At 65.2% G+C, this 20,571-nt stretch carries 17 protein-coding genes; 13 read left to right on the top strand and 4 right to left on the bottom strand.

Going from position 1 to position 20,571, the window contains the following annotated elements:
• The first annotated feature begins 32 nt into the window (after positions 1 to 32).
• The 4 genes from mreC (at position 33) to rodA (ending at position 4,663) form a co-directional block, all read left to right on the top strand.
• Positions 33 to 932 carry a rod shape-determining protein MreC gene (gene mreC, locus AKI39_RS22145; RefSeq protein WP_066640986.1) on the top strand — a complete coding sequence of 300 codons (900 nt, stop codon included), beginning with the start codon at positions 33 to 35 and terminating at the stop codon, positions 930 to 932.
• Positions 933 to 1,005: 73 nt separating this feature from the next.
• Entirely contained in the window at positions 1,006 to 1,473 is a 468-nt protein-coding gene (gene mreD, locus AKI39_RS22140; protein WP_083229153.1) for a rod shape-determining protein MreD, read from the top strand.
• Positions 1,474 to 1,487: 14 nt separating this feature from the next.
• Complete coding sequence (gene mrdA / locus AKI39_RS22135) at positions 1,488 to 3,530, top strand: penicillin-binding protein 2 (protein WP_083228992.1); 2,043 nt, start codon at positions 1,488 to 1,490, stop codon at positions 3,528 to 3,530.
• Positions 3,527 to 4,663: a rod shape-determining protein RodA gene (gene rodA, locus AKI39_RS22130; RefSeq protein ID WP_066640985.1), complete on the top strand. Its 1,137-nt coding sequence runs from the start codon at positions 3,527 to 3,529 to the stop codon at positions 4,661 to 4,663. Before mrdA ends, rodA begins: the two co-directional genes overlap by 4 nt.
• A 50-nt stretch (positions 4,664 to 4,713) precedes the next feature.
• Here rodA and mutY read toward each other — a convergent pair whose 3' ends face one another.
• On the bottom strand, positions 4,714 to 5,793 hold the full coding sequence (gene mutY / locus AKI39_RS22125; protein ID WP_066640984.1) for an A/G-specific adenine glycosylase: 1,080 nt from the start codon (positions 5,791 to 5,793) through the stop codon (positions 4,714 to 4,716).
• Between the two features lie 188 nt (positions 5,794 to 5,981).
• Between mutY and AKI39_RS22120 the strand changes: the two genes are divergently transcribed.
• From AKI39_RS22120 to AKI39_RS22090, 7 genes are all read left to right on the top strand, one after another.
• The gene (locus AKI39_RS22120; RefSeq protein ID WP_066640983.1) at positions 5,982 to 9,620 is read left to right on the top strand and encodes an indolepyruvate ferredoxin oxidoreductase family protein; all 3,639 of its coding nucleotides are present in this window, start codon (positions 5,982 to 5,984) and stop codon (positions 9,618 to 9,620) included.
• Positions 9,621 to 9,739: 119 nt separating this feature from the next.
• A complete protein-coding gene (locus AKI39_RS25645; RefSeq protein ID WP_145925350.1) occupies positions 9,740 to 10,477 on the top strand; it encodes a hypothetical protein in 738 nt (245 codons plus the stop codon).
• The gene (locus AKI39_RS25030; protein WP_076879730.1) at positions 10,453 to 11,400 is read left to right on the top strand and encodes a hypothetical protein; all 948 of its coding nucleotides are present in this window, start codon (positions 10,453 to 10,455) and stop codon (positions 11,398 to 11,400) included. The genes AKI39_RS25645 and AKI39_RS25030 overlap by 25 nt, the downstream gene beginning before the upstream one ends.
• 92 nt (positions 11,401 to 11,492) lie before the next feature.
• The gene (locus tag AKI39_RS25845; RefSeq protein ID WP_083228991.1) at positions 11,493 to 12,809 is read left to right on the top strand and encodes a hemopexin repeat-containing protein; all 1,317 of its coding nucleotides are present in this window, start codon (positions 11,493 to 11,495) and stop codon (positions 12,807 to 12,809) included.
• Between the two features lie 112 nt (positions 12,810 to 12,921).
• Complete coding sequence (locus AKI39_RS22100; protein ID WP_083228990.1) at positions 12,922 to 13,713, top strand: 2OG-Fe(II) oxygenase; 792 nt, start codon at positions 12,922 to 12,924, stop codon at positions 13,711 to 13,713.
• Entirely contained in the window at positions 13,710 to 14,801 is a 1,092-nt protein-coding gene (locus AKI39_RS22095; RefSeq protein WP_066640975.1) for a GlcNAc-transferase family protein, read from the top strand. The genes AKI39_RS22100 and AKI39_RS22095 overlap by 4 nt, the downstream gene beginning before the upstream one ends.
• Positions 14,802 to 15,040: 239 nt before the next feature.
• Positions 15,041 to 15,463, top strand: coding sequence for a hypothetical protein (locus tag AKI39_RS22090; protein WP_066640974.1), 423 nt, complete (start codon positions 15,041 to 15,043; stop codon positions 15,461 to 15,463).
• A 32-nt stretch (positions 15,464 to 15,495) separates the two neighbouring features.
• Here AKI39_RS22090 and cheD read toward each other — a convergent pair whose 3' ends face one another.
• The 3 genes from cheD to AKI39_RS22075 all read right to left on the bottom strand — a co-directional run bounded on the left by cheD (position 15,496) and on the right by AKI39_RS22075 (position 18,005).
• Positions 15,496 to 16,143, bottom strand: a complete 648-nt coding sequence (gene cheD / locus AKI39_RS22085) for a chemoreceptor glutamine deamidase CheD (protein WP_066640973.1) — start codon at positions 16,141 to 16,143, stop codon at positions 15,496 to 15,498.
• A 285-nt stretch (positions 16,144 to 16,428) separates the two neighbouring features.
• On the bottom strand, positions 16,429 to 17,337 hold the full coding sequence (locus AKI39_RS22080) for a cell division protein FtsX (RefSeq protein WP_066640971.1): 909 nt from the start codon (positions 17,335 to 17,337) through the stop codon (positions 16,429 to 16,431).
• Positions 17,334 to 18,005: a cell division ATP-binding protein FtsE gene (locus AKI39_RS22075; RefSeq protein ID WP_066640969.1), complete on the bottom strand. Its 672-nt coding sequence runs from the start codon at positions 18,003 to 18,005 to the stop codon at positions 17,334 to 17,336. The genes AKI39_RS22080 and AKI39_RS22075 overlap by 4 nt, the downstream gene beginning before the upstream one ends.
• Before the next feature lie 275 nt (positions 18,006 to 18,280).
• Here AKI39_RS22075 and AKI39_RS22070 point away from each other — a divergent pair, with 275 nt between their 5' ends.
• Positions 18,281 to 19,297 carry an amino acid ABC transporter substrate-binding protein gene (locus tag AKI39_RS22070; protein WP_066640968.1) on the top strand — a complete coding sequence of 339 codons (1,017 nt, stop codon included), beginning with the start codon at positions 18,281 to 18,283 and terminating at the stop codon, positions 19,295 to 19,297.
• Positions 19,298 to 19,373: 76 nt separating this feature from the next.
• On the top strand, positions 19,374 to 20,564 hold the full coding sequence (locus AKI39_RS22065) for an amino acid ABC transporter permease (RefSeq protein WP_066643595.1): 1,191 nt from the start codon (positions 19,374 to 19,376) through the stop codon (positions 20,562 to 20,564).
• The last annotated feature ends 7 nt before the right edge of the window (positions 20,565 to 20,571 follow it).

Here is a 20,571-nt window from a genome sequence, read left to right as displayed (position 1 = left end):
GCCGGCACCGGGCCATAAGCCCGTGAGTATCCATGCCCCAACTTAACGCCACCACACCGCGGCTGTTCCGACACGGCCTGCCCGCCGAGGCGAAACTGGCCATCCTGGTCGTTCTGGCGCTGGCGCTATTGGTGGGCGATTCGCAGTGGCGCGTCCTGGAGCCCGTGCGCCGGGCCGTGTCCGTCGCGCTTTACCCCTTTCAACGCGCCGTCCTGCTGCCGCGCGACATGGTCCAGCAGGTCAGCGAGTGGTACAACGCGGCCAACCTCGTCCGTTCCGAAAACGAAGCCCTGCAGCGCCAGCGCATCGAGCTGGCGCAAGTGGCCACGCACGCCGCGCAGATGGCCGCGGAAAACGCCCAGCTGCGCCGCCTGCTGGGCGTGACGGATACGCTGTCGCAGCAGGCGGTGGTCGTTGAAGTGCTCTACGAACCGCCCAACGCCTTCAACCAGCGGCTGGTTTTCAACAAAGGCAGCCGCCAGGGCCTGGCGCCGGGCATGCCCGTCATCGACGAGGGCGGCGTGGTGGGGCAGATCGTGCGGGTCACGCCCATGACGTCCGAGGCCGCGCTGGTGACCGATGAGCAGGTCTCCATCCCGGTGCAGATCCTGCGCAATGGACTGCGCCTGATCGCCTTCGGCAGCAACCAGCCGGGAAAAATCGAAGTGCGCTATCTTGCCGCCAATGCCGACATCAAAGAGGGCGATACTATTATCACCAGCGGTGTCGGCGGCCTGTTCCCGGCCGGGTTGCCGGTGGCCAAGGTGACGAAGGTGGAACGCGATACCGCGTCCGGCTTCGCCCGAGCCCTGTGCGAGCCGCTGGCCCATCCGGAACGGTACCGGCATTTCCTCGTTCTGCAAGTCGACGTCAAGCGCGCCGAAGTCAACCGCCAGGAGGCCGACTCCAGTGAGTCCGATAAACCGGAGTGAATCCCATCGCGCGGTGCTGCGCCCGCGGCGGACGGTCGAGCCCGAACGGGTCGCGCGTCCGGCGCATGCCGCCATGGTGTGGGGATCGGTGCTCCTGGTCTGGCTGATCTCGCTGCTGCCGTGGCGGCTGTGGGAGGAAGCCCCGGATATCCTGATCCTGGTCATCGCGTTCTGGTGCGTGCACGAACCGCGGCGCATCGGCATGGTGACGGCCTTCGTCTTTGGGCTGTTGATGGACGTGCATGACGCCGGGGTGCTGGGCGGCAACGCGCTGTCCTATGCCCTGGTGGCCTATGGCGCCGTCGTTCTGCATCGCCGCCTGCAGCGCTTCGATCTGTGGAGCCAGGCCATGCACATGCTGCCCATCTTCTTCGTGGCGCGGCTGGTGACCGTATTGATCAAGGCCTGGATTGCCGGCAAATGGCCGGGCTGGGATTGGGCAGTCGGCACGGCGCTGACCGCCGCCCTCTGGCCCGTCGCGGGATGGTTGCTGCATCTGCCCACGCGCGGCGCCGACGATGCCGATGCGGCCTCGGTCTGACCGCTTTTCCAGATATGTTCGAATTCAAAAAAACCGGCGCACAGCAGAAACAGCGCTTCAGGTTGCGCGCCTGGGTGGGCGGCGTGGCGGCGCTGCTGTGCTTCGGCCTGCTCGTGGGCCGCTTCTGGATGCTGCAGGTGGAGCGCTATGAGGGCTTGTCCGAGCGCGCGGACCGCAATCGCATCGCCGTCGTCCCCATCCCGCCGCGACGCGGCGAAATACTGGACCGCAACGGGGTCGTGCTGGCGCGCAACTACCGCACCTATACCCTGGAGATCGTGCCGGCGCAGGTGGGTGGTATCGATGCGCTGTTCAAGGCCCTGACACCGGTGGTGTACATCAGCCCGGCGGACCAGCGCCGGCTCAAGCGCCGCATCGCGGAGAACAGCCGCTACGCGACGCTCACCCTGCGCGACAACCTGAACGAGACCGAAGCCGCCTGGTTCGCCGCGCATGCCTTCCAGTTCCCTGGCGTGGAGCTGCGCGCGCGCTGGGTGCGCGAGTATCCGGAGGGCAAGTCCGCGGGGCACGTGGTCGGCTATATCGGCCGGATCTCCGACGGCGATATCGAGGAGCTCGAAGCCAGCGGCCAGCTCGGCAACTACCGCGGCACCGACGTCATCGGCAAGAAGGGCATCGAAAAGAGCTGGGAAGCCCAGCTGCACGGCCGTACCGGCATGGAAGAAGTGGAAGTGACGGCGGGCGGCCGGCCCGTGCGCACCCTGCGGCGCATCGATCCCATTCCGGGCTCCGACATCAAGCTGTCCATCGATATGCGCCTGCAGAAAGTCGCCGAGGAGGCCTTTGGGGACCAGCGCGGCGCCCTGGTCGCCCTGGAGCCGGACACGGGTGAAGTGCTGGCCTTCGTGTCGCAGCCTTCGTTCGACCCGAATATGTTCGTCGACGGCATCGACGTGGATAACTGGCGCATGCTGAACGAATCGCCGGATCATCCCCTGATCAACCGGCCCATCTACGGCACCTATCCGATCGGCTCGACGTACAAGCCCTTCGTGGCCATGGCGGCCCTGGAACTGGGCAAGCGGCGCGCGACCGACCGCATTCCCGACCCGGGCTATTTTGAATTTGGCGGACAGAAATTCCGCAATGCGGCGGGCGCGGTGTTCGGCCCCACCGACATGCACAAGGCCCTGGTGGTGTCCTCGGACACCTACTTCTTTTCGCTCGGCCCGGAAATCGGCGTGGACGCGCTGCACGACTTCACCAAGCAATTCGGCTTCGGGCAGATCACCGGCATCGACCTGGACGGCGAAAAGCGCGGCGTGCTGCCGTCCACGGCCTGGAAGCGCAGCGCCTACAAGGACAAGGACAAGCAGCGCTGGTATGCCGGCGAGTCGGTGTCGGTGGCGGTGGGGCAGGGCTACAACGCCTTCACCATCCTGCAGCTGGCGCAGGCGACCTCCACGCTGGCCGACAACGGGCTGTATCGCAGGCCGCACCTGGTCCATGCCGTGGAAGACCCGCGCACCGGCGTGTTCACCGATACGCCCACCACGCCCAACTACCAGATCCCGCTGCACCAGGCCAACCTGGACGTGGTGAAGGGGGCGATGGCCGATGTGGTGCGCGTGGGAACGGCGCGGCAGGCCTTCCGGGGCACGGCCTACCAGGCCGCCGGCAAGACCGGTACGGCGCAGGTCTACAGCCTGCGCGGCGCGCGCTACCACGCCAGCGCCATCGACGAGCGCCTGCGCGACCATGCGCTGTTCATGGGCTTCGCGCCGGTGGACCATCCGCGCATCGCCGTCGCGCTGATCGTCGAAAACGCCGGCTGGGGCGCCAGCTCCGCCGCCCCCATCGCCCGCAAGGTATTCGACGCCTGGCTTACCGAAGACCATCCCGATGCGCCGCCCAGGCAGCCCAACGTCGCGGGTAACGCCCCTGACGCGCCGCCCAAGCAGCCCAACATCGCGGGCAAGGCGCCCGATGCGCCGCCACGGCGGCGCGATGTCGCGGTCAACCAGTCGGACATGCCGCCGCGGCCACGGCCCGTCGCCGTCAAGACCGATGCCGCCGTGGCGGGGGCCGACCGATGAAGCGCCTGGCATTGATCTTGTTGCGCGTGGTCACGGCTTTCGATTGGCCCTTGCTGTGCATCCTGGTGCTGCTGACCGCCCTGGGCCTGACCGTCATGCATTCCGCGGTGGGCAGCACCGATTGGCGCTTTGCCGACCAGTCGCGCAATTTCATCATCGCCTTCTTCGCGATGTGGGTGGTGGCGCTGATCCCGCCCAAGGCGCTCATGAAGTGCGCGCCCCCGGCCTATGTGCTGGGCGTGGCGCTGCTCGTGGCGGTGGAGCTGTTCGGCGAAACCAGCAAGGGCGCCACGCGCTGGCTGAACCTGGGCGTCACCCGCATCCAGCCGTCCGAAATGATGAAGATCGCGCTGCCGTTGATGCTCGCCTGGTACTTCCAGCGGCATGAAGGCCAGGTCCGCATACGCGACTTCCTGTTCGCCGGATTGCTGCTGGGCGTGCCTTTCCTGCTGATCGTGCGCCAGCCCGACCTCGGAACGGCGCTGTTGGTATTTGGCGCCGGATTCTGCGTGATCTATTTCGCCGGCCTGTCCTTCAAGCTGCTGATTCCGGTGGTGGTGGCCGGCATCATCGGCGTGGGCACGCTGGTCAGCTACGAAGGGCAGCTGTGCCAGCCCGACGTGAACTGGGTGGTGCTGCACGACTACCAGAAGCACCGCGTGTGTACCTTGCTGGACCCCAGCTCGGACCCATTGGGCAAGGGCTTCCACACGATCCAGTCCATGATCGCGGTGGGATCGGGCGGCCTGTACGGCAAGGGCTACATGAAGGGAACCCAGACGCATCTGGACTTCATCCCGGAACGCACGACCGACTTCATTTTCGCGGTCTACGCGGAGGAATTCGGCCTGTACGGGGGGGTGTTGATCCTGGTGCTGTATGGGTTGCTGATCGCCCGCGGGCTGACCATCGCCACGCGGGCGACCTCGCAATTCGGCCGATTGTTGAGCGGCTCACTGACCATGATGTTCTTCATCTATGTATTCGTGAACATCGGCATGGTGACCGGCATCCTGCCCGTGGTGGGCGTGCCGCTGCCGTTCATGAGTTATGGCGGAACCGCGCTGCTCACCGTGGGCGTCGCCTGCGGGATGCTGATGAGCGTGAACAGGCATCGTTCCCTCAAGGCCTAGCGGCGGCATCGCCGCGGCGGGTGCGAGGCGCCTTCCAGCGTTGACAGGCTCTAGGCCGCCGGCGCCATCACGTCCTGCGGCAAGCCGGCCGCGAACAGGCCGTCGATCAGCTTGCGCACCGGCGCGGGCAGGGCAACGTCCGCGGCGCCGGCGGCATCCACCCACCGCCACGGCCGCTCCAGCGCGGCAGGCGCCTGCGAAACGACGACATACCAGGGCCGCACATGCAGCCGAAAGTGCGTGAAGGTGTGCGAGAACGCAGCCAGTTCGAATACCGCGCCCGGCGCGGCACCCAGCGCCTTGCAGGCCGCCGCGGCGTCCAGGCCGGCATCGAATTCCGGCAGGCTCCACAGGCCGCCCCAGATGCCCGGCGAGGGACGCCGTTCCAGCAGGAGCTTGCCGTCGTGCTGCAGGAGCAGCATGCCCGTGCGCCGCTCCGGCGATGCCTTGCGCGCCTTGGGCGTGGGCAGTTCGGCCTGCCGGCCGTCGCGCCGGGCGATACACGTCTCGTTGACCGGGCAACGCTCGCAGCGCGGCTTGCCGCGCACGCATACCGTGGCGCCCAGGTCCATCAATCCCTGTGTATAGGCGGCCATGTCGACCGCCTGCCCGGCCCCGTCGGCCAGCTGGGCGTCGGCCAGTGCCCATAGCCGGATCTCGGTTTCGCGCCGCGCCGGATCGCCGGCAATGCCGAAATGGCGCGCGAACACGCGCTTCACATTGCCGTCCATGATGGGCGATCGCTCGCCGTAGGCGAAGGCGGCGATGGCGGCCGCGGTGGATCGTCCTATGCCCGGCAGCGTCGCGATGGCCGATGCGTCGGGGGGGAAGCGGCCGCCCCAGTCGCTTACGATTACCTGTGCGCATCGATGCAGGTTGCGCGCGCGGGCGTAGTAGCCCAGTCCCGCCCAATAGGGCATGACGGCTTCCTGGTCCGCCGCGGCCAGCGCGTGCAGGTCCGGAAAGCGGCCCAGAAAGCGCTCGTAGTAGGGAATGACTGTACCGACCTGGGTCTGTTGCAGCATGATTTCCGACAGCCAGATGCGGTAGGGATCGCGGGTGTTCTGCCACGGCAGATCGTGGCGGCCGTGGCGCTGCTGCCACGCGGCGATTCGGGTTGCGAAGTCCATGGCGCGATTATGGCATCCATGGCATGGGAAGCCCTCGGGAACACCAATTGCGCAGGGGCCGAGCCAGGAGTAAAAGACCGGTACAGGCACGATGGAAAAGCCTGGTTGACTGTTCATGCCGGCCGGCAAGCCTTCACAAGAGGCGATGGCCCGCCCGGCACGAGCGATCCAAGACAAACGGAGACTGCATGAACGCCCCCCTTACGCCGGCGCAGCGCGCCGCGCTCGACTCGGTCCAACTGGACGACAAATATTCCCTGGAAACCGGCCTTGCCTGGATGAGCGGCATCCATGCGCTGGTGCGCCTGCCCATGATGCAGCGCACGCGCGATGTGCGGGCTGGCCTGAATACGGCGGGCTTCATCTCGGGCTATCGGGGTTCGCCCCTGGGCGGCGTGGACCTGAACATGTGGAAGGCGGCCAAGTACCTGAAGGCGCATCACGTGGTGTTCCAGCCGGGCGTGAACGAGGACCTTGCGGCCACCGCCGTATGGGGCTCCCAGCAGGTCAATCTGTTTCCCGGCGCGCGCTACGACGGCGTATTCGGCATGTGGTACGGCAAGGGGCCCGGCGTGGACCGCTGCGGGGACGTGTTCAAGCATGCCAATGCGGCGGGCACTTCCCGCCACGGCGGCGTGCTGGTGGTGGCGGGCGACGACCACCCCGCGAAGTCATCGACCCTGCCGCATCAAAGCGACCATCTGCTCAAGGCCTGCCTGATCCCGGTGCTGTTTCCCTCCAACGTCCAGGAGGTCCTGGACTACGGGCTGCACGGCTGGGCCATGAGCCGCTATGCCGGCGTCTGGGTCGGCATGAAATGCATCACGGATATCGTGGAGGTATCGGCCTCGGTGGAAGTGGACCCGGACCGCGTCGGCATCGTGATGCCGCACGATTTCCAGATGCCGCCGGACGGCTTGAACATCCGGCTGCCCGATACGCCGCTTGAACAGGAAGCACGCCTGCTGGACTTCAAGCTGTACGCGGCGCTGGCCTATGCGCGGGCCAATGGGCTGAACCGCGAGCTCTGGCATGTGCCGCAGGAAGCCGCGCGCTTCGGCATCATGACGTCCGGCAAGGCATACCTGGATACGCGCCAGGCGCTGTCCGACCTGGGCCTGGACGACGACACCTGCCGTCGTATCGGCGTGCGGCTGTTCAAGGTGGGCATGGTGTGGCCGCTGGAGGCCACGGGCATGCAGCGCTTCGCCGAAGGCCTGGACGAAATCCTGGTGGTCGAGGAAAAGCGCCAGGTGCTGGAATACCAGCTGAAGGAAGAGCTGTTCAGCTGGATAGGCAGCGGCAAGAAAATCCCGCGCGTGGTGGGCAAGTTCGACGACAAGGACGGCGGCGAATGGGCCGTGCCGCAGGGCAATTGGCTGCTGCCCGCCCACTACGAGTTTTCGCCCGCCATCGTCGCCAAGGCCATCGGCGCGCGGCTGCTGAAGTTCGACCTGCCGGCCGACGTCCGCGCCGGCATCGAGGCGCGCCTGGCCTTCATCGACGCGCGCGAGCGCGCGCTGTCGCGTCCGCGCGTGGTGGCGGAACGCAAGCCCTGGTTCTGCTCGGGCTGTCCGCACAATACCTCCACGCGCGTGCCGGAGGGCTCGCGCGGCATGGCCGGGATCGGTTGCCACTACATGGTCCGGTGGATGGACCGCAGCACGGATCTGTACACCCACATGGGCGGCGAGGGCGTGCCCTGGGTCGGCCATGCACCGTTCACGGACGAAAAACATGTCTTCGCCAACCTGGGCGACGGCACCTACTATCATTCCGGGCTGCTTGCCATCCGCGCCGCGGTTGCCGCCAAGACGCCCATCACCTACAAGATCCTGTTCAACGATGCCGTCGCGATGACCGGCGGCCAGCCGGTGGACGGGCCCATCAGCGTGCCCATGATCACGTGCCAGCTGGCGGCCGAGGGCATCGAGAAAATCGTCGTGGTCACGGACGAGCCCGAGAAATACAAAACCATGAACGGCATGGCGCCCGGCGTGCCGGTCCTGCATCGCGACGAACTGGATCGCGTGCAGCGCGAACTGCGCGAGTATCCGGGCGTGTCCATCCTGATCTATGACCAGACCTGCGCCACGGAAAAACGCCGGCGGCGCAAGCACAACGCGTATCCGGATCCCGCCCGGCGCGTCGTCATCAACGACCGCGTGTGCGAAGGCTGCGGCGATTGCTCCGATAAATCCAACTGCCTGTCGGTCGAGCCGCTGGAAACCGAGTTCGGCCGCAAGCGCACGATCAACCAGTCCAGCTGCAACAAGGACTTCTCCTGCCTGAACGGCTTCTGTCCCAGCTTCGTGACGGTGGAAGGCGGCAAGCTGCGCAAGCCCAAGGGCATCGCCGCCCAGGGCGAGATCGACGCGGCATTGTCCGATCCCGAACGGCCCGCATTGGATAGGCCGTACGGCGTGTTCATCGCGGGCGTGGGCGGCACCGGCGTGGTCACGATCGGCCAGCTGCTGGGCATGGCCGCGCACTTGGAAGGCAAGGGCTGCTCGGTGCTGGATATGGCGGGCCTGGCGCAGAAGGGCGGAGCCGTGCATTCGCACGTCATCCTGGCACGCTCGCCGGGCCATTTGCTGAACACCCGCGTGGCCATGGGCGAGGCCGACCTGGTCCTGGCGGGCGACCTGGTGGTGGCCAGCAGCCGCGATGCGCTGGCGCGCATGCGGCCCGAACGCACGCGCCTGCTGCTCAATAGCGATGTGGCGCCTACCGCTGCCTTTATTTCCAATCCGGACTGGCGCCTGCCATCGGACAGCCTGCAGCGCGACATCGATGGGGCCTGCATGCCGGGGCAGGTGGATACGGTCGATGCCGCCGAACTGGCCGTGGGCTTGCTGGGAGACGCCATCTACGCCAACCCCTTGATGATGGGCTACGCCTATCAGAAAGGCTGGATTCCCCTGGGGCGCGAGTCGCTGTTGCGTGCCATCGAACTGAACGGCCAGCAGGTCGAGAACAACAAGGCCGCCTTCGCCTGGGGCCGCCGCGCCGCGCAGGATCTGGCGTCTGTCCAGCAACTGATCGCGCCGGCCGCGTCCGATGCGGGCGATGCCGTGAACACCGGCGCGGAAATCATCGAAATCCGCCGCGGCGCGGTGCTGGCGGCCGGAGATGCCGGCCCGGCGCGGCGCTGGCCCGCGGATCTGGCCGCGCTGGTGGGCCGGCGCGAGCGCTTCCTGGCCGACTACCAGAACAAGGCCTACGCGCGGCGCTATGCCGATTTCGTGGAGCAGGTCGCCACCGCCGAATTCGCCGCGACGGGCACCACGCGCCTGGCCCAGGCGGTCGCGCGCAACTACTTCAAGCTGATGGCCTACAAGGACGAATACGAGGTGGCCCGGCTGTACAGCGATGGCGTTTTCCTGCGCCGCATCGCCGAACAATTCGAAGGCGACTGGAAGCTCAATTTCCATCTGGCGCCGCCGGCTTTTTCGCGGCACGATGCCCAGGGCCATCTGGTCAAGCGTTCTTATGGGCCATGGATGATGAAAGCCTTCGGCGTCCTCAGCAAGGCGCGCTTCCTGCGTGGCACGCCGCTCGATCCTTTCGGGTACACCAAGGAGCGGCGCACGGAAAGGGCGCTGGTGGCGGAGTACCGCGACACCATCGCGGCGCTATTGCCTCGCTTGGGACGCGGCAATCTGGATATTGCCGTGGCGCTGGCAACTTTGCCCGAAGAGATCCGCGGCTACGGCCACATCAAGGACGCCGCGATCGACAGGGCGCGGGCGCGCCGGTCCGAGCTGTTGCAGCGCCTGGATGGCGGCACGCATGGAAGTGCGGGAGGCACCGCCCGCGCCGCATAGCGCTACCTGTAATTCCTTGTTCGAGCGACGCGCCATGCGCGTCGTTTTTTTTTGCGCGGCCCGGAATGGCGCGCCCCGGGCATCCCGCCGATGTCGTAAATCAGCCGACACAAAAGATTATGGTCGCGCTCTCGCTCCCGGCATGGCGCCGTGCGCACAATGGCCACGACAGGAGGGAAGCAGCGGCTTCCTCTCGTGTGCATGGAAGCACTGGAATCCGGGAAATCCATTTCCGCCGGATACCCGAAATCAAATCCACTTGTCCGGGCAAGTCCGAGTTTCGGAATTTTGCATGGCTGAATCGGGAGTCAAAGATAAGCGATCTTCAATACGGCGATACATTCGAACTGCAGGGCCTGGGCTATGAGGGAAGTATCGAGCTCCCGGCCGTCGGCGGCTACCTCGCCCTCGATACGTCGAAATACGCGGTGACGACGGATAGTCCGGTGGCGACTTGGAAATTCGAGTCTCAGGATGGCAAGAAAAAGGGCAGTGTGATGGTGGGGGACGTCGTCAAACTCGTGAACGTCACGCCCAAGTCCACGGCGGGGCAACCCCTTCAAGCCGTGAGGGAGTCCAACGCCAAGGCCTACGGAGGCAAGCCGTCGGACGATGTAGACAGCTGGACATGGCACATCTTTGGCGTGGAGGACCCGGCCAACCCTGGGAATCCGAATCCGTACGGCGTGGCTCCCATCCCGGAGACTCTTATATTTGCCTTTCCAGTTGCCTCGCGGCGCCGCCTTACCTTAACAACGGCAATGCGACAGGGGAGTTCTTGTGCATCCATGGGCAAATTTCCGCGCCGCTCGACGGCGCCAAGGAGATGTACATGGTGTTCACGCGGCAGGCGTTGAATATCGGTGCAGGTGGCGACCCCTGGTGGAGGGTCACCAACATCAAGCCGGCGTCGGCTTCCCCTTCGCCGTCGCCTTCGCATTCCCCCTCGCCATCCCATTCTCCCTCCCCATCGCCGTCGCATTCGCCGTCTCCTTCCCCCGCGCTGACCACCGGGAAGAAGTGCTGCTTCGATATCCCCGCCCACACGAACTTCACCGTTGCATACACCAACGAGGAAAAGTGGACCAGGACGGTGATGGTGTATATCGACCAGAAGCCCACCAGCATTCCGGTGCCGGTCGGCCATAGCACAGGCTCCAAGAACTTCGTCTCCGGCCCAGGAACCGCCGCCCAGGGCGGCAAGAGCCAGGTATGCATCGAGATCGAGGACAGCCAGTCGGGCGAGATGTTGTTGGGCTGGCGGCCGCCCGTGCGACCTGATTCCCGGCAGTTCGCGCATGTCGTTCGTTCCCGCGGGTGCCCCGCTCGAGGCTCGGCGTGTAAACGCGCCGAAACAAAAGATTATGGTGGCCCCGCGGTTCGCGCACAGCGGCGTGTGCAGAATGATGGCGACTGGATTGAAGCCGCTTCGCCAGTCCCGTCCCACGTAAGCAGTGGAACCCGAGAAAGGCGTCTTTCTCGGGTCGATCTCAATCAACTCGACGGCGATTCCGGTTTTGGAAATTGCCCCGCGGTAAAGGAGTTCAAGATTGCCCAGAAGGGAAAGAGCTTGATCTGCATCGAGGTGCAAGACAGCCAGCACGGCCAGATGTTGTTGGGCTGGCGTCCGACGACACTCGTGGGTGACAGCGAGTACGTCCACATCGGTGCAGAGAAAGACTATCCCTCGGGCAGCAATTACCAGCCGGAGACCCGCTTCAACGACGTTGAAGTCACCGTGTCCTGGGCGGCAAGCAAGCCGCAGGGGTCGGCGGTTTGAGCGGGTAAACGACGCACCATTACGTCATCCAAGCCTGGCTTCCGTTAGGTACCGGTCATGGATGGTCTTGTCTGTCTATATAGGAAATTTCCATGTCCGGTCCCAAATACTATTTTTTCCAGGGCGCGTCGTACGTACGGATAGACGCCCAAACCAATACGATGGATCCCGGCTACCCGCGCTCGATAGCGGATGATTGGCACGGGACAGCGGATGTGGGCTTTGCCAGCGATTACGATGCCGCGTGGGCGCCGGAAAGCACAGGCCCTTATGTGTATTTTTTCAGAGGTACCCAATACATCACCTATGACCTGACCCAGGATCGCGTCTCCAAGGGGCCGAGTCCCATGGGCGACTGGGTAAACCCCAGCGGGATGCAGGCTGGAAGGTTGAACGCCATCACGCCGTTTGTTTTGGCGGGAAGCGAACGGACATTCGTGTTCTTCGCCGGTGCCCAACATGTGCTGATGGCGCCCTACGATAACCAAAGCGCCTGGGTTCCGACGACCCAACTAAGTTTCCCTGGCGTGCCGATGCAGTTCGTCACGGATATGGACGCCGCAATGAAACGGTATGGGCAGGAGATTGCCTACTTTTTCAATGGCGCAAGTGTCATCACCTACGACATCACCCAGGCGCTCCATGCCGTGGGCGGGCCCGTCCCGATCAACAGTGCCTTCCTGCAATTGGCGGCGAGCTTCCAGCAGAACATTCAAGCGGCGACGTTATTGAGCGGTGACGCGGTTTCCGGCGGAGTGATGTCCAAACCGGATCCCGTGCCGCCGCCACCGCCTCCTCCGCCGTCGCCATCGCCGTCGCCGTCACCATCGCCGTCGCCATCGCCGTCGCCATCGCCATCGCCATCGCCGTCACCGTCACCGTCACCGTCGTCGTCACCGTCGCCGTCGCCATCGCCGTCGCCGTCGCCATCGCCGTCGCCGTCGCCGTCGCCATCACCATCACCGTCGCCGTCGCCGGCCCCTTCTCCTTCGTTAAGGACCGGAAGGGAATGCTGCTTCAACCTTCCGGCCAATACGCACTTTTCCGTTTCGGTCACGAACCAGGAAAAGTGGGCCAGGACGGTCACCGTCTCCATCGATAAGGCCGCTCACGCTATCGAAGCCCAGCCGGGCCACAGCGCAGTGGCCACGGAATTTGTTTCGGGCCCAGGCTCCGCAGCAGTGGGAGGGCGAAGCACGATATGCATCTCGGTTCAGGACAGCAAGTCCGGGCAGATGCTGCTGGGCTGGCACCCGCCGGCGGTGGTGGGTGAAAGCGAATTCGTCAATATCGGTGCGGAAAAGGACTACGCCACGGGAGGCACCCAGTATCCGCCGGAAGCGGGCTTCAACGATGTGACTGTCTCGGTGTCCTGGGCGGTGGCGCAACCCAAGGGTTCGGCGGGCTGACGCTTCAACCGGGGGGCGCGTGACGCGCCGGCACGAGTCCGTGCCGGGGCCGGCGGAGAGGCGGTTCCTCATCGGCATTGCGGCCGGGTGACAGGGAGATAGGGAGGCGCGGATGAAGGAGACGGAAATGCAGGGAGAGAACCACGCTATGGGGATCGACGCGGATACCGCCCTGGCGCCCGGTGTCGACGCGGCCGCCCGCGTGGAGGCCGGCTACGCCGTCGACGCGGGGGCGCTGTCGTGGCCGGCTTGTCCCGAGCCGGCGCTGGCGCATTCCCCCCAGCGTATCCACGCGGGAGACCGCGAAGTGCGCGTGCTGCTCGCCATGCGCGATCCCCGCATCGTCCTGTTCGCGGATTTCCTTTCCGGCGAAGAGTGCGATGCGCTGATCGCCGCGGCGCGGCCCCAGCTGCGGCATTCCACCGTGGTCGATAACGAGACCGGTGGCGACAGCGTGCTCGACAACGTGCGGACCAGCGACGGGATGTTCTTCCAGCCTGGGGAGAACGAACTCGTACGCCGGATCGAGACGCGCATCGCCAACCTGGTGAACTGGCCAGTGGAGCGCGGGGAAGGAATGCAGGTGCTGCATTACCGCGTAGGGGCGGAATACCGGCCGCATTTCGATTTCTTCCCGCCGGATGCCCGAGGGACGCCCGCAATACTCGAGCGCGGCGGGCAACGTCTGGCCAGTGTCTTGATGTACCTGAACGAGCCGGCCTGCGGCGGTGGCACCGTCTTTCCGGAGATCGGCGTCACCGTGGGCGCGCATCGGGGGCAGGCATTGTTCTTCAGCTACGAAGATCCCCGTCGGGACAGCAAGACCCTGCATGCCGGCCAGCCGGTCATCGCGGGCGAGAAATGGCTGGCCACCAAATGGCTGAGGCAAGGCACGTTCACATGAGTGCCAAGCGGATATTCGTACAGATCGCGAGCTATCGCGATCCGCAACTGATTCCGACGCTGGTGGACCTGATCGAGCAAGCGGCGCAACCGGACGCCTTGCGCGTTGTCGTGTGCTGGCAGCACGCCCAGGAGGAAACGCTGGATACGTTCTTCGCCAGTGGATTTGCCGGCGCGCGCGGCGACGTGCGCGGCCAATATCCCGTCCACCGGCTGGCGCGCGCGGGGGCCGCCATCGAACTTATCGATGTGCCCCAGTGGCAATCGCGGGGAGCCTGCTGGGCGCGCAACCTGATCCAGCAACGCTACCAGGAAGAAGCCTATACATTGCAGCTGGATTCGCATCATCGCTTCGTTCCGCATTGGGACGCCGTATTGATCGAGATGCTGGAATCCCTGCGTACGGAAAGCCCCAAGCCCGTATTGACCACTTACCTGCCGGCTTTCGATTCACGCGACGACCCCGGCAGCCGGGTCATGCTGCCCGCGGTATTGACGTTCTTCAAGTTCGACTACGACGGCATCATCCTGCTTTCCGGCAGGTATGTTGCGGAATCGGAGCATACGCGCCCCATCCCTGTCGCCTTCTACAGCGCGCACTTCGCCTTCGCCGACGGCGCGTTCGCGCGCGAGGTGCGGCATGATCCCGGCCTGTTCTTCTATGGCGAGGAAATCTCCATCGCCGTGCGTGCCTATACGCACGGCTACGATTTCCATTGCCCTCATCGACTGGTTGCCTGGCATCAGTATGGGTGCGATGGCCGTTCGACCATCTGGCAGGACCATACGGAAGAAGCCAAGGCCAAGGGCGACGTCGCGCTGGTCTGGGCCGAGCGGAACGACAGCGCGCGGCTGCGCGTGCGGCAGCTGTTGGGCATGGACGGCGTCCCGTCGGACCGCGTCGATTTCGCACCCTACGGTCTTGGCACCGCGCGCAGCCTGGCCCAGTACGAAAGGTACGCGGGCCTGTGCTTCGCGCGGCGCATGGCGCACGAAGCTACGCTGGACGGCCACCTGCCGCCTGCGGGCGATGCGATGCTGGACGACGATGCCTGGTGCGCATCCCTGTGCCACACGGACCATGCCTGAATCGGCCGCCTGGGCCAGACTCGGCGGCCATCCCCCATGCCTGGATAGGCAACGCCGGCCCGGTGACGTTTTGTGCGCCGAAATTACTGTGGCGCGCAGCCGTGGCTGGCGGGTCGGCGTTAGTCTGGCATCCCGTCGATGCAGCGCCGATATTGCATCGGCGCAGTCCCGGGACATGCGCGTGTATCCATCCGGATCACGAGGCGCACCGCCATCCCATCCACCCGAGAGGTAAGGAAATGAGCAACAGTAACGTAGGCAAGGAATGCGATTTCACCGTGCCGGCGAACAGGCCTTTGTATGTCTCCGTCCATAACGAGGAAAAATGGAAGCGGACCGTCAAGGTCGTCCTGGACAGGAAGGAAACGCAGCAGATCGAAGTACCCCCCGGTGGCATCCAGGGCAGCGTGTATCCCGTGGTGAAGGGCGCCAAGAGCGGAGACACCCGCAGTGTGCAGGTACAGATGTACGACAGCCAGAACGGCCAGATGCAGCTTGGGTGGATTCCTACCCAGACGCTGGGCAACGGCAAGTACGTGAACATCGGCGGCCAGAAGGACTATCCCTCCGGAGGCGGGACCTACCAGCCGGAACAGGGTCTCAACGATGCCACGATTACGGTGTACTGGAGCACGGTGGCGCAGCCGGGCGCATCAAGCTGACCCTGCGCGGCGGAATGACGCGGGCCGTCCCTTCAAGAGGCGGTCGCGCGGCGGCCCACGGTGGGCGGGATGTTGAAGCGCTCCAGGCGGGGCTTGGTCGCGGTCGTTTCCTTCAGCGTCTGCACGACCGCGACTTCCCGCTTCGCGATGATTTCCGTCGCCCGGGCCTTGGTGGTCATCTTGCGCACCATCACACGGCCGTCGCGCGGGAAAAAGCTGATGCGGCGGGCATACACGTCGCCCAGGTCCTTGGCCAGCACGGGGATGTTCTCCATCGCCAGGTAGTTCAGCACGAAGTGGCCGTTGCGCTCGCCGATGTTCATCTGTTGCATCGCTTCCAGCACCGCGCCGCCGCCGAATACCTTGGCCTGCAGCCGCTCGCGCGCGCCGCCCGCCTTCAGGACCTCGTTGATCAGAACTTCCATCGCGAAGGCGCCATAGCGCATGGTGGCCGAAGCCGGCGACTGGCTGTCGCCTTCCGGCAGCATGAAGTGATTCATGCCACCCACGCCGGTCTGCGGATCGCGGATGCACGCCGCCACACAGGAGCCCAGCACGGTGGTGATCATCAGGTCATCGCCCGTGACGTAGTACTCGTTGGGCAGCACTTTGACTGCCTGATAGTTGAAGGCACTATCAAAATAGTGGCGCGTCGCGCGGGCGTCACGGGCAGACAACATGGTGGGTCGAGGTTCTTGAAACGAGGTCGAAAATTGATATTACTAAATTTGTCTGAAACTTCTACTTTATTTCTGCTCTACCGTACCCGGCCCCCCGGGCGGCCGGGGGCCGGCGTACAAACGGGGGGATACAGGAGCTCGCTTGCGAGGGCGATCGTCCGGACGTCGCCCCTGGCTGGCAGCGCGGATACCGCTGCAAGAAGGGACGACGAGCAACCGGCGGCTGCCGTGCTTTCACTGCACTATTCCACGGATGCGGCGCGTCTATTTGCCCGATCAGATGGCTTAAAAGCGGGTACTGCGGGTGACTGACCACCGGGCGGACAAGGCGGCCAGGATGGCGGCGCCCACTACCGCCACGGCCAGCCAGGGGGCCTCGGGCAGGTGCAGGGCGAAATCGGCCCCGTAGCTGTGGGCCAAGGCCGTTAAGGCCTCGTTCAGCGGCGAAAGCGCCAATACCGCGATCAGTATGCCCAGCAGCGCGGCCAGCGCCCCGGACAGCGCCCCCAGGTACAGGAATGGGCGGCGGACGAAGGATTCGGTCGCGCCGACCAGGCGTGCCACGGCGATCTCTTCGCGCTGCGTCAGCGCCTGCATCCGCACCGTATTGAAGACCGTCGCCAGGACCACCACGGCCACGCAGGCCGCCAGGAATACCAGCCCGATGCGGCCGAACCGCAGCAGCGCTTCCATGCGTTGGACCCAATCGCTGTCCAGCTGCACCTGCTCGACCTGGTCCAGGGCCTTCCAGGCCTGGGCCAGCTGGGCCGCGCGGCCGGCGAGGTCGTCGCCGTCGCGCAGCGTCGCCACCACGGCATCGGGCAGGGGATTGCCGGGCAGGACCGCCAGCGCCGCGGCCCAGGTGGGATTGCGTCGCAGGGCGGCCAGCGCCGCGTCACGGCCTACCGTGCGGACTTCCCGTACCTGCTCGCTGTAGTCCTTGCGGATGCGATCGGCCAGCGCCTGCGCGGCGCCGGCGGGTGCGTCCAGCTTCATGAACACGGTCAGTTCGGGCGTCACGGAAAGCTGGCGCGCCACCGGCTGCACCGATACCAGGATGGCCGCGCCCAGCACCGGCAGGGCCAATGCCAACGCCATGACCAGCAGGTTGGCCAGCGAGGAAAACGGTTGGGCCAGCATGCGCCGCAGGGTGATGCCCAGGGCGTAGCGATGTTGCCGCAGCCATGCTGTCATGCCGTGGCCTCCGAAAGATCGGCGAAGCGGCCCGGTTCGATGCGCAGGACCCGTGGGGCGTAATGGGCCATCAATTCCTGGTCGTGGGAGGCGATCAGCGTCGTGACGCCGACCCGGTTGAAGTCGCGGAACACGTTCATGATGCGCAGGGCGCTCTCGTGGTCCAGGTTGGCGGTCGGTTCATCGGCGATCAGGATGGCGGGCCGGTTGACGATGGCGCGCGCGATGGCCAGGCGCTGTTGTTCGCCGCCGGACAATTCGATCGGATTCAGGGTTTCCTTGCCGGACAGGCCGACTTTGTCCAATGCCGCGCGAGCCCGCGCGGCGGCCGAGTCCCAGTGTTGTCCGGTGACGGCCAGCGGCAGCATGACGTTCTGGAAGGCATTGCGGTCATAGAGCAGGTGGGTGTCCTGCAGGATGACGCCGACCGCGCGCCGCAAATAGGGGCGGGCGCGCTGCGGGAGTTTGTCCAGCCGCTGCCCGTTCACCTGGATCGAGCCGCGGCTGGGCGGTTCCAGGCCGCCGATCAATTTCAGCAGGGTGGATTTGCCGGCCCCCGAAGGCCCCGAGACAAAGACGAATTCGCCCGCGGTAATGCGGAAGTTGATATCGGCCAGGATGTTGCGGCCGCGTCCATACGATTTGAAAACGTGCTGGAATTCGATCATGGCGGATAGGGCGGATGAAGCCGCAATAGTACCGTGTACGGAGCGCCGCCAGGCGCATGCTGCGAGGGCGGGCTGGCAGCATTTTATGGCATGATACGTCCCTTAAATCGGGGCCGAAGTGCGCAGGGATTTCCCCCATGTCCCTTGTTTTTGCCGGGGGCTACCATGCGCCGCAGTATGGGGATGCGCGCACGGCGGGCGCGCGCCTTCGGCCGGGGTCGCATTCCTGGCTTGCCGTTGCCCGAACTTTCGTCCATTTCGTAATGGAGACCATCATGAAGACCTGGAAAACGGCCGCGCTCGGCGCCGCCTTGCTGGCCTTGTTCGGCTCCGCACACGCCGGCGCGACCTACGACAACGTAAAGAAGAAGGGCTTCGTCCAGTGCGGGGTCTCCACCGGCGTCCCGGGATTTTCCGCCGCGGACAGCAAGGGCGAATGGAAGGGACTGGACATCGATATGTGTCGCGCCATCGCGGCGACCATGTTCAACGACGCCAGCAAATTCAAGGTCACGCCGTTGAACACCCAGCAGCGCTTCACGGCGCTGCAGTCTGGCGAGATCGATGTCCTGACCCGCAACACGACCGAAACCCTGACACGCGATACGACGCTGGGCCTGGTCGGTACCGGGGTCAACTATTACGACAGCCAGGGCGTGATGGTCTCCAAGGACCTGGGCCTCAAGAGCGCCAAGGAACTGAACGGGGCCACGGTCTGCGTGCAGCCCGGCACCACCACCGAACTGAACCTGGCGGACTGGTTCCGCTCCAACAAGATCGAATTCAAGCCCGTTGTCATCGATAAGTACGACGAGATCGTGCGCGCCTTCTCGGCCGGTCGCTGCGACGCCTTCACCACCGACAAGTCGCAGCTGGCATCCACGCGCACGACGCTGGAGAATCCGGACAAGTACATCATCCTGCCGGAGGATTTCTCCAAGGAGCCGCTCGGCCCCATGGTGCGCCAGGATGACGTGCAATGGTTCAACGTCGTGCGCTGGGCCTTGAACGCCATGCTGGAAGCCGAGGAATACGGCATCAAGTCGGACAACCTGGACGCCATGCTGAAAAGCACCAATCCCAATGTGCAGCGCATCCTGGGCGTCACCCCGGGCATGGGCAAAAACCTGGGCGTGGACGACAAATGGGCGTACACCATCGTCAAGCAGGTGGGCAATTACGGTGAGAGTTTCGAACGCAATCTTGGCCAGGACAGCCCGATGAAGCTGCCGCGCGGCCTGAACGCGCAATGGAAGCAGGGCGGCCTGATGTACGGCTGGCCCATCCGTTGATCATCCGTGAGCCGGGCGCGGGCGCCGGTCGGCGCCCGGCCGCAACTCGCCGTGTTGCATGGTGTATGGTGCCGAAATGAGCTCCACCCCCAAACCCCCTCCGATGACGGCGCCCGTGCGCAAGCTGTCCTGGAACGATCCGGGGGTGCGGGCCATCGTGTACCAGGTCATCGCCGTCGCGGCCGTTGCCTGGGTGGTGTGGTTCCTGGTCTCGAACACCCTGCACAATCTGTCATCGCGCCATATTTCCACCGGCTTCGCCTTCCTGGGCCGCGAGGCGGGTTTCGCCATCGGCGAGACCCCCATCCCCTACACGCCTGCCAATACCTACGGACGCGCCATCGTCGTCGGCCTGCTCAACACCCTGCGGGCGGCGGTGATCGGCATCGTGCTGGCCACCGTGCTGGGTACCCTGATCGGCATCGGGCGCCTGTCGCGCAACTGGCTGATCGCCAAACTGGCATCGATCTACGTCGAGGTCATGCGCAATATTCCGTTATTGCTGCAGTTGTTCTTCTGGTACGCGCTGATCACCGAGAACATGCCGGGGCCGCGGCAGGCACACCAGCCCTTGCCGGGGGTGTTCATTTCGAATCGCGGGCTGAAGCTGCCGACGCTGCAGGGCGACGCGCTGGACTGGATGCTGGGCGGGGTGGGCCTGGCGATCGCCGCCACCCTGTTGCTGGCGCACTGGGGCAATAAGCGGCGCGAAGCCACGGGCCGCATTTTCCCGCTGGCGCGCTGGGCGCTGGGCCTGCTCATTGCGCTGCCGCTGCTGGGATGGCTGATCAGCGGCGCATCGCTTGCCCTGGATGTGCCGGTGCTGCGCGGCTTCAATTTTTCCGGCGGCATGACCCTGTCTCCGGAATTCGCCGCGCTGCTGGCCGGCCTGGTCAGCTATACGGCGGCCTTCGTCGCCGAAGTCGTGCGTGCGGGCGTCCAGGCGGTCAATATCGGCCAGTGGGAAGCAGCCGGTTCGCTGGGACTGCGCCGCGGGCTGGTGCTGCGGCTGGTGGTGTTGCCGCAGGCGCTGCGCGTGATCATCCCGCCGATGACCAGCCAGTACCTGAACCTGACCAAGAACAGTTCGCTGGCGGTTGCCATCGGCTATCCCGACATCGTGTCGGTGGTGAATACCACCTTGAACCAGACCGGGCAGGCGATCGAAGGCATCCTGATCATCATGGGGGCGTACCTGACCGTCAGCCTGTCCATCTCCGTGTTGATGAACTGGTACAACAGGCGCATCGCGCTGGTGGAGCGCTAGATGAACG

Source organism: Bordetella sp. H567 (assembly GCF_001704295.1).
In the GTDB taxonomy this organism is placed as follows: domain Bacteria; phylum Pseudomonadota; class Gammaproteobacteria; order Burkholderiales; family Burkholderiaceae_B; genus Bordetella_C.
Note: the sequence above shows the minus strand (reverse complement) of the source record. Positions and strands in the feature narration are given on the sequence as shown.

Bases quoted from the DNA above. Each gene is read 5' to 3' on its own strand.
- mreC (WP_066640986.1), top strand. From the start codon at position 33: ATGCCCCAACTTAACGCCACCACACCGCGGCTGTTCCGACACGGCCTG.
- mreD (WP_083229153.1), top strand. From the start codon at position 1,006: ATGGTGTGGGGATCGGTGCTCCTGGTCTGGCTGATCTCGCTGCTGCCG.
- mrdA (WP_083228992.1), top strand. From the start codon at position 1,488: ATGTTCGAATTCAAAAAAACCGGCGCACAGCAGAAACAGCGCTTCAGG.
- rodA (WP_066640985.1), top strand. From the start codon at position 3,527: ATGAAGCGCCTGGCATTGATCTTGTTGCGCGTGGTCACGGCTTTCGAT.
- mutY (WP_066640984.1), bottom strand. From the start codon at position 5,793: ATGGACTTCGCAACCCGAATCGCCGCGTGGCAGCAGCGCCACGGCCGC.
- AKI39_RS22120 (WP_066640983.1), top strand. From the start codon at position 5,982: ATGAACGCCCCCCTTACGCCGGCGCAGCGCGCCGCGCTCGACTCGGTC.
- AKI39_RS25645 (WP_145925350.1), top strand. From the start codon at position 9,740: ATGGTCGCGCTCTCGCTCCCGGCATGGCGCCGTGCGCACAATGGCCAC.
- AKI39_RS25030 (WP_076879730.1), top strand. From the start codon at position 10,453: ATGGTGTTCACGCGGCAGGCGTTGAATATCGGTGCAGGTGGCGACCCC.
- AKI39_RS25845 (WP_083228991.1), top strand. From the start codon at position 11,493: ATGTCCGGTCCCAAATACTATTTTTTCCAGGGCGCGTCGTACGTACGG.
- AKI39_RS22100 (WP_083228990.1), top strand. From the start codon at position 12,922: ATGAAGGAGACGGAAATGCAGGGAGAGAACCACGCTATGGGGATCGAC.
- AKI39_RS22095 (WP_066640975.1), top strand. From the start codon at position 13,710: ATGAGTGCCAAGCGGATATTCGTACAGATCGCGAGCTATCGCGATCCG.
- AKI39_RS22090 (WP_066640974.1), top strand. From the start codon at position 15,041: ATGAGCAACAGTAACGTAGGCAAGGAATGCGATTTCACCGTGCCGGCG.
- cheD (WP_066640973.1), bottom strand. From the start codon at position 16,143: ATGTTGTCTGCCCGTGACGCCCGCGCGACGCGCCACTATTTTGATAGT.
- AKI39_RS22080 (WP_066640971.1), bottom strand. From the start codon at position 17,337: ATGACAGCATGGCTGCGGCAACATCGCTACGCCCTGGGCATCACCCTG.
- AKI39_RS22075 (WP_066640969.1), bottom strand. From the start codon at position 18,005: ATGATCGAATTCCAGCACGTTTTCAAATCGTATGGACGCGGCCGCAAC.
- AKI39_RS22070 (WP_066640968.1), top strand. From the start codon at position 18,281: ATGAAGACCTGGAAAACGGCCGCGCTCGGCGCCGCCTTGCTGGCCTTG.
- AKI39_RS22065 (WP_066643595.1), top strand. From the start codon at position 19,374: ATGAGCTCCACCCCCAAACCCCCTCCGATGACGGCGCCCGTGCGCAAG.